This is a genomic window from Lysinibacillus sp. JNUCC-52 (assembly GCF_015999545.1).
In the GTDB taxonomy this organism is placed as follows: Bacteria; Bacillota; Bacilli; order Bacillales_A; family Planococcaceae; genus Lysinibacillus.
Window position 1 is genome coordinate 4148385 of sequence record NZ_CP065546.1, and the last position, 14745, is coordinate 4163129.

The 14745-nt window shown below is 37.3% G+C and carries 11 protein-coding genes, 1 riboswitch and 1 other annotated feature; of the genes, 10 read left to right on the top strand and 1 reads right to left on the bottom strand.

From position 1 onward, the window contains the following. Window positions 1-12 precede the first annotated feature (12 nt). The 9 genes from JNUCC52_RS20530 to JNUCC52_RS20570 all read left to right on the top strand — a co-directional run bounded on the left by JNUCC52_RS20530 (window position 13) and on the right by JNUCC52_RS20570 (window position 11066). Window positions 13-2940: a VWA domain-containing protein gene (locus JNUCC52_RS20530; RefSeq protein ID WP_337980696.1), complete on the top strand. Its 2928-nt coding sequence runs from the start codon at window positions 13-15 to the stop codon at window positions 2938-2940. A gap of 349 nt (window positions 2941-3289) precedes the next feature. After that, the gene (gene hemA, locus JNUCC52_RS20535) at window positions 3290-4654 is read left to right on the top strand and encodes a glutamyl-tRNA reductase (RefSeq protein ID WP_337980697.1); all 1365 of its coding nucleotides are present in this window, start codon (window positions 3290-3292) and stop codon (window positions 4652-4654) included. A gap of 222 nt (window positions 4655-4876) precedes the next feature. After that, window positions 4877-5704 carry a cytochrome c biogenesis protein CcsA gene (gene ccsA / locus JNUCC52_RS20540; RefSeq protein ID WP_172772224.1) on the top strand — a complete coding sequence of 276 codons (828 nt, stop codon included), beginning with the start codon at window positions 4877-4879 and terminating at the stop codon, window positions 5702-5704. Window positions 5705-5722: 18 nt separating this feature from the next. After that, a complete protein-coding gene (gene hemC, locus JNUCC52_RS20545; protein WP_337980698.1) occupies window positions 5723-6655 on the top strand; it encodes a hydroxymethylbilane synthase in 933 nt (310 codons plus the stop codon). Continuing rightward, window positions 6645-7406: a uroporphyrinogen-III synthase gene (locus tag JNUCC52_RS20550; RefSeq protein ID WP_337980699.1), complete on the top strand. Its 762-nt coding sequence runs from the start codon at window positions 6645-6647 to the stop codon at window positions 7404-7406. The genes hemC and JNUCC52_RS20550 overlap by 11 nt, the downstream gene beginning before the upstream one ends. Continuing rightward, the gene (gene hemB / locus JNUCC52_RS20555; protein WP_172772221.1) at window positions 7403-8383 is read left to right on the top strand and encodes a porphobilinogen synthase; all 981 of its coding nucleotides are present in this window, start codon (window positions 7403-7405) and stop codon (window positions 8381-8383) included. Before JNUCC52_RS20550 ends, hemB begins: the two co-directional genes overlap by 4 nt. Continuing rightward, a complete protein-coding gene (gene hemL / locus JNUCC52_RS20560) occupies window positions 8384-9676 on the top strand; it encodes a glutamate-1-semialdehyde 2,1-aminomutase (protein ID WP_337980700.1) in 1293 nt (430 codons plus the stop codon). A 119-nt stretch (window positions 9677-9795) separates the two neighbouring features. Then, the gene (locus tag JNUCC52_RS20565) at window positions 9796-10242 is read left to right on the top strand and encodes an SRPBCC family protein (RefSeq protein ID WP_172772219.1); all 447 of its coding nucleotides are present in this window, start codon (window positions 9796-9798) and stop codon (window positions 10240-10242) included. A 137-nt stretch (window positions 10243-10379) separates the two neighbouring features. Continuing rightward, window positions 10380-11066: a valyl-tRNA synthetase gene (locus tag JNUCC52_RS20570; protein ID WP_173477664.1), complete on the top strand. Its 687-nt coding sequence runs from the start codon at window positions 10380-10382 to the stop codon at window positions 11064-11066. On the opposite strand, the gene JNUCC52_RS23240 is transcribed toward JNUCC52_RS20570, so the two are convergent. Next, window positions 11043-11237, bottom strand: a complete 195-nt coding sequence (locus JNUCC52_RS23240) for a YszA family small membrane protein (RefSeq protein ID WP_228134125.1) — start codon at window positions 11235-11237, stop codon at window positions 11043-11045. The genes JNUCC52_RS20570 and JNUCC52_RS23240 overlap by 24 nt on opposite strands. Window positions 11238-11341: 104 nt before the next feature. After that, window positions 11342-11665: a binding site (T-box leader), on the top strand. A 179-nt stretch (window positions 11666-11844) separates the two neighbouring features. Here JNUCC52_RS23240 and JNUCC52_RS20575 point away from each other — a divergent pair. Beyond that, on the top strand, window positions 11845-14490 hold the full coding sequence (locus JNUCC52_RS20575) for a valine--tRNA ligase (protein ID WP_337980701.1): 2646 nt from the start codon (window positions 11845-11847) through the stop codon (window positions 14488-14490). A gap of 125 nt (window positions 14491-14615) precedes the next feature. Then, window positions 14616-14714: riboswitch (cyclic di-GMP riboswitch) on the top strand. Window positions 14715-14745: the final 31 nt, after the last annotated feature.

The following is a 14745-nucleotide window of genomic DNA, read 5'->3' on the forward strand; positions in this document are numbered from 1 at the left end:
GGACTGAAATGAATGAAGTATGCGAAAAAGGCATTGCTATTACTGGCCTGTTTTGTACTAGCCTTTATGACTTTAACACCATCAGTCACATTGGCAGCTACAACGATTCAAGATGTACCAACATCTAATAGTAAATACAAAGCTATTTCATGGGCTGTTGCTAATGATTTACTATCGTTAAACAGTGCAAATAACTTTTTACCAAACGAACAAGTAACTGAGCGTGAGCTAGTAACGATGTTTGCAAAGCTTGATAAAAACTATGCACTATCTTATAACGAAAATGTTGCCTATAATTTTTATAGTGATTTTTATTTACCGTTTGACGGAACGCATGTAATGGGGAATCGCTCAAAAGCTATCACTCGTGGTCATTTTGCTCGCATCTATGCTGCATTTCAAGGCTTAGATTTGGATGAGCCACAAGCGGTGCAATATTTATATACAAATGATATTTCAACAGGTAGTACAGGTAAAAAAACATTTGCTGATTTTAACCCCTCTACGAAACTATCACGTGGTGATGCAGCTGTGTTTTTATATCGCATTGTAGAAAATAATTCCTTTGCGGTACAAGGATTAAAACGATCTGCAGCAGGCCGTGATAATGATAAAATTACTTTGCCAGCAGGTTTTATGGGTTCTAATAGTGGTGAGTTTGAAGAGCCAAACGATAATGAAAATGATTTTACTGGTCCTGACTATGTTAACAATGCATTACAGAGTATTGAAGTTGAAAAACCAGATTTAATTGCAAATGGTGAGGATATGACGCCAATTACTGTATCCTTAAAGGCATGTAATGGAGATCCAATTGCTGATGATAAGTCCTACACATTCCGTGTGACTTCTTCTAACGGAGCGGATATTGTAAATGCAGCTGGGGAAGCTGTTCGGAATGTACAGTCGGACGGTTCAACAGTAACAGCATTTGTGAAAGCGAAAAAGCTAACGAAATCTGTACGTGATACGATTACTTTTGAGCTTATTAACAATACAGATCCTAGCATGAAATGTCTTGTTGGAGAAAAAATAAATGCACACGTTCGCTACTTACCACAGCCAGAATTGCGCATTGATTTTAAAGTGTATGACCCAACGAATACAGATGATAATGGAAGTGTCACACCACCATATGTACAATACGAAAAGCCACCAGAGTTTTTCACAGAAAATTTAATTGATGTATATGGTCCTGTACCGTTAAAACCAGATGCAGATGAAAAGAAATTTAGCATTGGGCAACAAACAAATGTTACAAATGCTCTTGGTCAAGTAGAAAATATATACTTACAATATGGTGGCTCAGATCCGAAGTATCCAGCTCTCGGATATGAAAATGCGATATTACAATTTGAAAACTACAATATTTCAGTGTATTTATTTGAGAAAATATTGAATGACCGTATAAATGACTCAGTAACGACGCCAGCTAAGACTGAGATTATGTACATGATCTCAGAGGATGGTCGTCCGATTTATCGCATCCAAGGAATCGATGATAATATTGCGTCTCAAGTTGAAAACATTAATCCTGTCGGTGCCATTATTCAATTAATGAGTCCAAAATATATGCCAGAAGAAAAGAATTTAACATTAGAGCATTATGATAGTGTTATGAAGATTTATGCGATTTTAACAAGTCTAAGTAATTATGAGCGTACAGTATTATTAAAATACCAAGGTGGTAAATTACTAGGCCAAGTAGAAGCATATAAAAAACGTGTAGAGGCGCTAAAAGAAAGTGCGGACGCTGCTGCAAGACCAAATGGAAAGGACAGATATACGCAAGTAATGGTGACACTAGTAAGTCCAGGTGGTGAAGTTATTACAGACTACCAAGGAACAGTAAAAATCAAATTTGATGGTGTTGAGAAAACAGCTTCTTTTGTCACGAATACTTCGGATTATTTAAATAATACAGGTGGTCCTGGAACTGCAGTCGCTTATTTTGACTCAATTATTTATGGGAAATCTAAAATAGAAGCGACACTTGTAAACAAAATCGATCCACGTTATGCCACAATATTGAAGTCTATTACGGATAAAACGATTACGAAAGAAATTTTTACAAATCCTTACTTTAGTAAAAATGCTTGTTCATTAGCAACTGAGGTTGCATATGTAGTCGATTACTCATCTTCTATGAAACGTATTGATCAGACGAATTATCGTGGTAAAAAAATGATGGAACTGATAAATCAAATACAAGCTAAAAATAATATTGTCATTGAAACAAATACAAGTGCAAATTTATTAGGTGAGGGTAGCACCGAAAATGTCTTAAAGAAAGATTTATATCGTACGTCTACTGATAAAGGTGCTACAGATATCTTTACAGGTATAGAGTTGGCGCTTTCTAAATTCTCGAACGATACAAAAACTTCTAAATCCATTGTTGTTGTGTCAGATGGTAAAACAAGTAAAACGAAAATGACAAAAGTAATCAATGATGCGAAAAAGAAAGGCATTAAAATTTACACTGTAAGTATGGGCAAGAAAAATCAAATTAATGAAGCAATACTTACTCAAATAGCTGAGGAAACAGGTGGTATTTACTATCATGCTATTGATAATTATCAATTCCATCAAGTTGCTCAAAAAATAATTGATTCGATTTTATGTAAAACTTCGCCTTCAAGCTGTATTAATCCTGAAGACTTATTTGAAGAAGCGCAGGTAACATTACGAAAAGGTTATATTACAATGAATGCAAGAATTGATGGGAATTGTTCAAATGTTGCCAAAGTCGTTGTGCGTTATTCTTCTGTCAGCGGAGATGTTCAATTTGAACTTACAAAACGCAGTGATAGTGTGTTTATGTTGACTAAAAATGTGCAAACTATGTATGACTTTAAAGTGAATGGTGACATCGAATTTTTAGCATATGATAAAGATGGTAATGCGATTTCGCAGCAAACTGTGAAAATTTCAAACTAATATTGCTCTTCTATAGAGCTATCTTAGACTGTAGATGCACTCAATATTATTGAGTCATCTGCAGTCTCTTTAAATTGTGTTTTACAGGAGAGCTCAAATAGTTGTTTCTATAAAAACCTCCAAAATAGTATGCGTCTTTCTTATTTTCGACACAAGATGCTATTGCATCCTATTGAGTCCAGTTTTTAAATTTGATACATGCAGTATAATTTGTTAAACTTAGTTTATAATAATTCTAATGTAAGAAATGAATTATAGTTCTTCATGACATGTTCACAAATTATAGATGAACTATTGTCGAACTATGCTATAATGAAATTTGTGAATTAGAACGTGTGAGGTGTTATTCATGCATACCATCGTAGTAGGCTTGAATTATAAATCAGCGCCAGTTGAAATTCGTGAAAAGCTATCTTTCATAGAGAGTGAGCTACCACAAGCAATGGAAGCGCTGCAAAAACAAAAAAGTATATTGGAAAACGTAATCGTTTCAACTTGTAATCGGACAGAAATATATGCAGTAGTAGATCAATTGCATACTGGCCGACACTTTGTTAAGCAATTTTTAGCAGATTGGTTTAACTTGCCTGTGGAGACTTTTTCTTCTTATTTAACAATTCGAGAAGAAGATGAGGCATTAGAGCATTTGTTTAAAGTAACAGCTGGAATTGATTCAATGGTGCTAGGTGAAACTCAAATTTTAGGACAAGTGAAGAAAAGCTTCTTAAATGGACAAGAGATTGGGACGACAGGTACGGTCTACAATCAGTTATTTAAACAAGCAGTCACATTTGCGAAGCGAGCACATAGTGAAACAGCTATCGGAGAGAATGCGGTATCTGTATCATATGCAGCAGTAGAATTAGCAAAGAAAATTTTTGGATCTTTACAGCGCAAGCATGTTGCTATTTTAGGCGCAGGTAAAATGGGTGAACTTGCCATTGAAAATTTATATGGCAATGGTGTAGGAAAAGTAACGGTTATTAACCGTACGTTTGAAAAAGCGGAGACTTTAGCAGCTAAATTCCAGGGTGAAGCAAAATCAATGAGGGAATTACAATGCTCGTTACTAGAGGCGGACATTTTAATTACGTCTACAGGTGCAACCGATTTTGTAATTGATTATGAATTAATGCAACTTGTTGAACGTTTACGTAAAGGTAAACCATTATTTATGGTAGATATTGCGGTACCACGTGATATTGATCCACTTGTTGGAGAATTACCGAACGTTTTCTTATATGATATCGATGATTTACAAGGTATTGTAGAAGCAAACTTAGCAGAGCGTGAACGTGCAGCAGCTGAAATTACACAAATGATTAGTAAAGAAGTTGTCCAATTTAAAGATTGGTTTGCAACGCTAGGTGTTGTACCAGTTATCTCGGCTTTACGTAAAAAAGCAAACCAAATTCAAGAAGAAACAATGATCAGTATTGAAAATAAAATGCCAGAGTTAACGGAACGTGAACGTAAGATTTTAAGTAAGCATACTAAATCAATTATTAATCAATTGTTAAAAGAGCCAATTTTACAAGCTAAAGAAATGGCAAATTCATCAAAAGCAAATGAACAGTTACGTTTATTCCAACAAATTTTTGGCATAGAAGATGCTGTGGAAGTAGAAGTAGATATGATGAGCAAGCAAGAGCTTGAGCGTAAAGAACGTTTACAGTCATCGCAAACACCTACCGAACCAAAGTATTCTTTCTAGTAATGTCTAGACATTCGAGCTCCACAATCGCTTGAGGTTCACGATGTGAGTTATGTAGGCACTAGTGCGAATTGCGTACTTTTGCTGACGTGTGCGAACTTGAAATTACATGAGGCGTTTTCGTATCTGTATGGTAAACTAAAGATACGAAAACGTCTTTTTTAGGCTGGGATACTGTTTATAGTAACTTTAGCACTTTTTGATATAAAGAAGGGATGTCCATTGGCTGATTTGACAATGACAAGGCTCTATGAAGTAATGATCGTCTTGTACGCGATCAGTCTAGTGTTTTACTTTACTGATTACTTTTATAAGCAAGTGCGAGCAAGGCGAATTGCTTTTTGGCTTGTATCATTTGTATGGGTAATTCAAAGTGCCATTATTATTTTGACTTTTGTAGAAACAAAGCGATTCCCGATATTATCCTTGTATGAGGGGATTCTTTTCTATTCATGGTTACTTGTAACACTGTCGATTATTCTCCATTGTATAGCGAGAGTCGATTTACCAGTATTTATTATCAATATATTAGGATTTGTTTTTGCTAGTATATTTACATTTATGCCGAAGAGACCGACTGGTGCAGTAGGAGATACTTTAATTTCGGAAATGCTCTTCATCCATATATCATTTGCGATTTTATCGTACGCTGCTTTTACATTAACTTTTGTTTTTGCGATATTATATTTAATTCTATATCGTTTATTAAAAAAGAAAAAGTGGTCACAGTTGTGGACACGTTTGCCGTCTTTACAGCAAACGAGTAATTGGATGAACATTTCATTTTTTATTGGTATTCCAATGCTTTTTATAAGTTTAGTTTTAGGGTTTGAATGGGCATTATTAAGATTAGAGAGTTTATCTATCTTTGATGCGAAGATAATAGGGTCCTTTATCATTTTAGTATTATATTGCTGTATTTTATATGTGAATCGGAAAAGTAAGCTGACAGGTACTAATTATGCTTGGGTGCAAATTTATGCTTATTTATTGGTTGTCGTTAACTTCTTTTTAGGAAGTAGCTTATCTCGATTCCATTTATGGTATTAGAAGAAAGGTTGGAGACAGTTGAGAAAAATTATTGTAGGTTCTAGGAGAAGTAAATTAGCATTAACGCAAACAAATTGGTTCATCAATGAGCTAAAGGCAGCAGGTGCGCCGTTTGAATTTGAAGTAAAAGAAATTGTCACAAAAGGCGATCAAATTTTAGACGTCCAACTTTCAAAAGTTGGCGGTAAAGGGCTGTTTGTAAAAGAAATTGAACAGGCACTTTTCGATAAGGAAATTGATTTTGCTGTTCATTCAATGAAAGACATGCCTGCGGTACTACCTGAAGGTTTAGTCATTGGTTGTATTCCACCACGTGAAGATGCGCGTGATGCATTTATTTCTAAAGGTCATGTGAAGTTTGCAGATCTTCCTGCAGGAGCGGTAGTTGGGACAAGTTCTCTTCGACGTAGCGCTCAACTCTTAACGATGCGTCCAGATATTGAAATAAAATGGATTCGTGGCAATGTAGATACACGTTTAGCAAAGCTTGAAACAGAAGAATATGATGCGATTATTTTAGCTGCTGCAGGGTTAAAACGCCTAGGCTGGAGCGAGGATGTCGTAACAGAATTTTTATCAGTAGAAGATTGCCTGCCAGCTGTAGCACAAGGTTCTTTAGGTATTGAATGCCGTAAAGATGATGCGGAATTATTAGCTGAACTAGCAAAAATAACTGACAATGCAACATGGCAGGAGGCACATGCAGAACGTGCCTTCTTAGCGGCTATGGACGGTGGTTGCCAAGTACCTATCGCAGGGTATGCAAAGCTTAATGGGGAAGAAATTACACTTACAGGTTTAGTTGCTGCACCAGATGCTTCTGTCATTTATAAAGAGACTGTAATGGGTAGCGATGCTGAAACAATCGGCAAGGAGCTTGCTGAGATGTTAACGAAGCAAGGTGCCTATGATCTAATTCAACGTGTGAAGGCAGAGCAAGATGCAAAATAGTTTACCTTTACAGGGTAAAACAATCGTTTTAACAGGAACATCTAAAACAGCAACTGTTGTAGAAGATATTTCCTCTTTAGGTGGTCAGGCAGTTTTTGCCCCATTGATAGAAACTTGCGAAATAATCGATTCAAATGATGGCGTGCATTTAGAATGTGCGCGTCAATTTAACTGGCTCATCTTTACGAGTCAAAATGCAGTAGATGCTTTTGCTAAGAAAATGGATCGCAGCCAATTACGAGCAAGTCATTTTCAAGGGAAAATTGCATCTATTGGAACTAAAACTACTGAGGCATTAGAAAAGTTAGGTTTTCAAGTTAGCTTCATGCCTTCAGTATTTAGTGCTGATGTATTTGTAAAAGAGTTTCCTATTATTGCAGGAAGCAATCCAACGTGTTTATTTATTCGTGGGGAAAAAGCAAAGAAAACGTTAAAGGAAGGTTTGCCTTTTAAACTCAATGAATGGACTGTTTATGAAACGATTGAGCGCCACGACCAGAAACAAGTAATTATTGATTGCATTCAGGAGCATGCTGATGTCACAGTAATATTTGCAAGTCCTTCAGCTGTGGACGTATATGCAATGGATGTAGCATCAATCGTTGGTTGGGATACTGTACGTGTGGCAGCAATTGGTCATATTACAGAAGCAGCTATTTTAAACCACGGTGCTACTGTAGACATTAAGCCGAGTGTTTATACAATGACAGCAGTCATCGAGGAATTAACGAAAGTAGAGGAAAGAAAATGACAAATTTACAATTTCAAAGACATCGTCGTTTACGAGCAAATGCAACGATTCGATCTATGGTAAAAGAAACTTACTTACACAAAGAGGACTTAATTTATCCGATTTTCGTTATTGAAGGCGAAAATATTAAAAATGAAGTTCAATCTATGCCAGGTGTTTTTCAATTTTCATTAGATAACCTAGGTGCTGAAGTTGATGAAGTGGTTGCTTTAGGTATACCTGCTGTTATTTTATTTGGTTTACCAGCGGAAAAGGATGCGGTTGGTACAGGTGCATTCCATGATCATGGTATTGTACAAGAAGCTACTCGTCTAATTAAAGAACGTTATCCTGATCTTTTAGTTATTGCCGATACATGCCTTTGTGAATTCACAGACCATGGTCATTGTGGTTTAATTGAGGGCGATCAAATTTTAAATGACGCTTCTCTGGATGTTTTAGCACGCACTGCTGTATCACAAGCACAAGCAGGGGCAGATATTATTGCACCATCAAATATGATGGATGGTTTTGTTGCTGCAATACGTACTGGTCTTGACGAAGCTGGATTTGAAAATGTACCAATTATGTCCTATGCCGTAAAATATGCATCTAGCTACTATGGTCCATTCCGTGATGCGGCTGATGGAGCACCACAATTTGGTGATCGTAAATCATATCAAATGGATCCTTCAAATCGTATGGAAGCATTCCGTGAGGCGGAATCTGATATTGAAGAAGGTGCAGATTTCTTAATCGTGAAACCAGCTCTTAGCTATTTAGATATTATTCGAGATATGAAAAATAACTATACATTACCGATTGTTGCCTATAACGTATCGGGTGAATATGCAATGATTAAAGCTGCGGCAATAAATGGCTGGATTGAAGAGAAAAAAGTCGTGTTGGAGACATTGCTAGGTATGAAGCGAGCAGGTTCTGATCTAATTATCACATATCATGCTAAAGATGTAGCACGTTGGTTGGAGGAGAAATAAATGGCGCGTTCTTACGAAAAATCAAAACAAGCATATGCAGAAGCTGTTAACTTAATGCCAGGTGGGGTTAGTAGCCCTGTCCGTGCATTTAAATCTGTGAATATGGACCCGATTTTTATGGAATCTGGTCACGGTGCGATTATTAAAGACATTGATGGAAATGAATATATCGACTACGTATTATCATGGGGACCTTTAATTTTAGGGCATACTCACCCAGAAGTTGTAAAAGCTATCGCTGAAACTGCAGCCAAAGGCTCTTCTTTTGGCGCACCTAGTTATACAGAAAACCGATTGGCTAAACTAGTGTTGGAACGTCTGCCAGGTATGGAGATGATTCGCTTTGTATCATCTGGAACAGAGGCAACGATGTCCGCATTACGTGTAGCACGTGGTGTAACAGGACGCGATAAAATTTTGAAATTTGAAGGGTCATATCACGGTCATGGGGATTCATTACTTATTAAAGCTGGTTCAGGTGTCGCAACATTAGGCTTACCTGATAGCCCAGGCGTACCTGCAGATATTGCGCGTAATACATTAACAGTTGCCTATAATGATTTACAGGGTGCACAACAAGTATTCGAAAAATTTGGTACGGAGCTCGCAGCAGTTATCGTTGAACCAGTGGCGGGGAATATGGGTGTTGTACCACCACAACCAGGATTCCTCGAAGGTTTACGTGAGCTAACAACTGAACATGGTGCTTTGTTAATCTTTGATGAAGTTATGACAGGCTTCCGTGTTGACTACGGCTGTGCACAAGGCTATTTTGGTGTGACACCAGATATGACAACACTAGGAAAAGTAATTGGTGGCGGTCTTCCTGTAGGCGCGTTTGCTGGTAAAAAAGAAATTATGGAGCAAGTAGCACCAGCTGGTCCGATTTATCAAGCTGGCACACTATCTGGTAACCCGTTAGCAATGACAGCAGGTTATGAAACTTTATCACGTCTTGATGCCAACTCCTATGAGTATTTTAAAAAATTAGGAGATCAATTAGAAGAAGGTTTCCGAGCAGCTGCTACAAAATACAATATTCCACATACTGTTAATCGTGCAGGCTCTATGATTGGTTTCTTCTTTACGAATGAAGAGGTAATAGATTTTGCTACTGCGAAAACGTCGGATTTACAATTATTTGCGGAATATTTCCGCTTAATGGCAGAGGAAGGTATTTTCTTACCACCTTCACAATTTGAAGGATTATTTATTTCTACTGCACATACTGAGGAGCATATTGCAAAAACTGTCGCTGCCTTCCATAAAGTGTTTGAACAATTAGCAAAATAATGTAAAGCCATCCATTTAGGGTGGCTTTTTTTTGTTAAAATTAAAACTTTCAGCATAGCCAAATTGTGGGCGTTTTAGTTTATAATATTACTATTCATAATAGAAAGTAGTGAATTAAAATGGCAACAGGCACACATACAGTAGAAGTACCCGTAGGAATCGAACATGTTTGGGAATTCGTTAGCGATATGGAAAAATGGGCAAAACTTGTCCCAGGCTATAATGCACATACGATGATAGATGATAAGCAGTCTACATGGACATTTAAAGGTAATGTTGGCGTACTGAAAAAAACAGTTGAAGTAGAAATTACAATTTTAGAGTGGACAGCACCATCAAAAGTAACGTTCAATTTAAAAGGTTTATCAGATAATTTCACAGGAAACGGATATTTCCTTGCTGAAAGCATTGATGCAGACAATACAAAAATGACAGGCTTTTTAGAAGTTATAGCAGGTGGCTTAGCTGGACCTGTATTAAACCCTATCTTTAAGCCAATCGTTCCAAAAGCTACTCAAGTATTAACGGATCGCGTAGCTAATAAAATTAAAATGGTTAACGTATAATTATAAAAAGCATGCCTGATTTTAATTCGGGCATGCTTTTTATATGAACACTAACTTGCTAGTTGAGTAGTATATATTCCACTTGCCATTCATATGATGCAAAGGGAGGGATTATTATCGAACAGAAAACATGGAATATGCGTGAGACATTTTGTTTTCCAGGGTACGGTTGCCCAACAGAAATTGCGGCTGTGCAGATAAAGCCACAATGGCAGTCAATGCAATTAGAAGATTCGTTAAGATTAAATGGTATTTATCATATTACAGCACATGTACGCTTTGATTTTCAAGACATGCAAACATTTATGGATGCTGAAGATTTAATCCGTATTGATGCGCTTGATGTGCAAGGAGACACAGGTTATTTTGAGTATGCAGTCCCATTAAATGTCGATTTACCAAAAGAGGCTGCAATTGAGGACTTAATGATAAAAGACATTCGTCCGATTCTTACCAATCAAAAGTGTCAACTAGAATGGACAGTGACAAGTACGTTTAGCGAATCGACGCCAGTAGTCGAACAAGTCGATGCTGTTATAGAAAAACTTGTAGAAGCTACGCCCCAAGAATTAGTGGATGAGTCTACATTTGTTGCGCAATCTGTTCAAGTAAAGCAACCGACAACGATAGAAGCTAGTGCAGCAACTGCAAAACCGAAACAAGCTGCACCTGCCGAGCAAAAAATCGTCCTTAGAGAATCTTCAAGCCATACAGCTGTGAGAGAATCAAGTTCTTGGCATGAAGTACCGTCTATGATATGGGATTTAACAGAAGGTTATACACCACTTAAAGTTCGTGTATCAAATGATATCTTTCAAAAGTAAATAGCATAGAAGTAGTAAAAGTAATAAGATGAGAAGATCGCCAGAAGTTGGAATGATGATGACACGTATAAACTGAAAACCACAAATCGGTACAATAATTGTTCTACAATAAAAGCGGAATTGTCGTAGCCAAGGTGGTAAAAGCCAAGGGTTATACTTACGTCGTCGCATTTGAATAGTCACTTCCTTTTCTATTTACTTTTTAAGACTAGCTGAAATTAACGAAATCACTTGAAAAAATATATGAAATTGCGGTACAATGTGTAAAATCGAATATGGATGCTATGACAGGGAAGAGTAAATTATTTGTGCAATTATAGAGAGGAAACGGTAGCTGAAAAGTTTCTATTTGTGCGTAATTGAACGTAGCCCTTGAGCAGCTTTAGTGAACTAGTAGTAGTTAAAGCCGGTTAAACACCGTTAACGAATTGAGAGCCAGCTGTTATAAGCTTAAGTAAATCAAGCATATCATTATTTTGAAATGATAAGGGCATTTAGAGAGCACTTATTAAATGATGAATTGTGGGATGCAAAAGTACTAATCTTAAAATACTGGAATTAAAGGTGGTACCGCGAACTTAAACTCCTTCGTCCTTTTGTAGACGATAGGAGTTTTTTTATTTGCTAAAAAGATGTATAGGTTTTTTTAGTAAATAAGCCACGTGCAATTGTCACGGATTTATTTGGTGAGAATACACTGAAAAAATCAAGACGAGTGGTTATCTAGTTTGCCAAAGCTGACGTATGTCAAAAATTATTTACAACAGGAGGAGACAATATGACAGAAAACATTGCAATGCCAACGAAATATGATCCACAATCAATTGAAACAGGTCGCTATGAATGGTGGTTACAAGGTAAATTTTTCGAAGCACAACCTGAAAGCGGAAAAGAACCTTATTCCATCGTTATTCCACCGCCGAACGTAACAGGTAAATTACACCTTGGGCACGCATGGGATACAACGCTACAAGATATTTTAATCCGTATGAAGCGTATGCAAGGTTATGATGCACTTTGGTTACCAGGAATGGACCATGCAGGTATTGCAACTCAAGCAAAAGTAGAAGCAAAATTGCGTGAAGATAATATTACACGTTATGATTTAGGACGTGAAAAATTCCTAGAAAAAACGTGGGAGTGGAAAGAAGAGTATGCTGGACACATTCGCGCACAATGGGCGAAGCTTGGCCTTGCATTAGACTACTCTCGTGAACGTTTCACACTCGATGCAGGTCTATCAGATGCAGTTAAAACAGTATTCGTTCAATTATATGAAAAAGGCTTAATTTATCGCGGGGAGCGTATTATTAACTGGGATCCAGCAGCGAAAACAGCCTTATCTGATATTGAAGTAATCTATCAGGATGTTCAAGGTGCATTCTACCATATGAAATACCCGTTAGCAGATGGCTCAGGCTTTGTGGAAGTGGCAACAACTCGCCCCGAAACAATGCTAGGTGACTCTGGCGTAGCAGTTCACCCGAAAGATGAGCGTTATCAACATTTAATTGGTAAAACAGTTATTTTACCGATTGTCGGTCGTGAAATTCCAATCGTAGCAGATGATTATGTTGATATGGAATTCGGTACAGGCGTTGTAAAAATGACTCCAGCCCATGACCCGAACGACTTTGAAGTTGGTAACCGCCATAACTTAGAACGTATTCTTGTTATGAATGAAGATGGCACAATGAATGAACTTGCTGGTAAATATAATGGCATGGATCGTTTTGAATGTCGTAAACAAATCGTAGCAGATTTACAAGAAGCGGGTGTCTTAATTAACATTGAAGAGCATATGCACTCTGTAGGACACTCTGAACGTTCTGGTGCGGTTGTTGAACCTTACCTATCTGCACAATGGTTCGTTAAAATGCAACCACTTGCAGATGCTTCTTTAGAGCTTCAAAAAGATGAGGAAGGTAAAGTGAATTTTGTACCTTCTCGTTTTGAAAACACATATTCTCGTTGGATGGAGAATATCCGTGACTGGTGTATCTCTCGCCAACTATGGTGGGGACATCAAATTCCTGCCTGGTATCACAATGAAACAGGTGAGATTTACGTAGGGAAAGAAGCCCCTGCTGATGCAGAAAATTGGACACAAGATGAAGACGTATTAGATACATGGTTCTCATCTGCACTATGGCCGTTTTCTACAATGGGTTGGCCAGACGAGGCAAATGAAGAATATCAACGTTACTACCCAACAAGTACGCTTGTAACGGGCTATGATATTATTTTCTTCTGGGTTTCTCGTATGATTTTCCAAGGTATTGAATTTACGGAACAACGCCCATTCAAAGATGTATTAATCCATGGATTAGTACGTGATGGTGAAGGACGTAAGATGAGTAAATCACTTGGTAATGGTGTAGATCCTATGGATGTTATTGAGAAATACGGTGCTGATTCACTTCGTTATTTCTTAGCTACAGGCTCATCTCCAGGTCAAGATTTACGTTATACAACTGAAAAAGTAGAGTCGGTTTGGAACTTTGCTAATAAAATTTGGAATGCTTCTCGTTTTGCATTAATGAATATGGATGGTATGTCATTTGACGAAATCGACTTAACTGGTGAAAAATCAGTTGCTGATAAGTGGATTTTGACTCGCTTAAATGAGACGATTGAACGTGTAACATCGTTAGCAGACCGCTATGAATTCGGTGAAGTAGGACGTGAGCTCTATAACTTCATTTGGGATGATTTCTGTTCTTGGTATATTGAAATGGCGAAATTACCATTGAATGGTGAAGATGAAGCTGCTAAGAAAACGACTCGCTCTATATTAGCTTATGTACTAGACCAAACAATGCGTCTATTACATCCGCTTATGCCATTCATTACAGAAGAAATTTGGCAACACTTACCGCATGAAGGTGAGTCAATTACAGTTGCAGCATGGCCAACGGTACGTGCAGACCTTCACTTTGCTGAAGAAGCAGACAATATGAAGCTTCTTATGGATATTATACGTTCAGTGCGCAATATTCGTGCGGAAGTGAACACACCAATGAGCAAAAAAGTACCATTATACATTTCTGCTAAAGATGCAGCAACCGTTGCCATTCTCGAAGCGAATAAAGGCTATTTAGAAAAATTCTGTAATCCAGAGCCATTAACAATTGGTGAAGGCTTAGAGGCTCCAGGACAGTCTATGACGGCCGTAGTAACAGGAGCAGAGCTATTCTTACCACTTGTAGGACTTATCAACTTAGAGGAAGAGATTGCTCGTCTTGAAAAAGAATTAGAAAAATGGGCAAAAGAAGTGAAGCTTGTTACTGGTAAGTTGTCAAATGAGAAATTTGTATCAAAAGCACCAGAAGCATTGGTTAACGCAGAACGCGAAAAATTAGCGGACTATGAAGGTAAACATGCCGTTGTATTAAAACGTTTAGAAGAACTAAAAAATATGTAATCATAAAAATGATTTATTGAAACAGCAGATGGCGAAAAAGTCATCTGCTGTTTTTCTTTTTATGCGTCAAAAGATATGTATTGAGTTAGGAAAAATTATATAGTATTATACAATGTAGTTAGTATAATAGATAAAGGCAAACTACCCGAAAGGTTAGGACGCAAAGCCTAGGGTCTAAGGTGAAGAGAGAATTGGTTTTTTACTATGATTGCCAGGTTACCATTTAATGTAATTTCATTTAATTTTATGGCTATT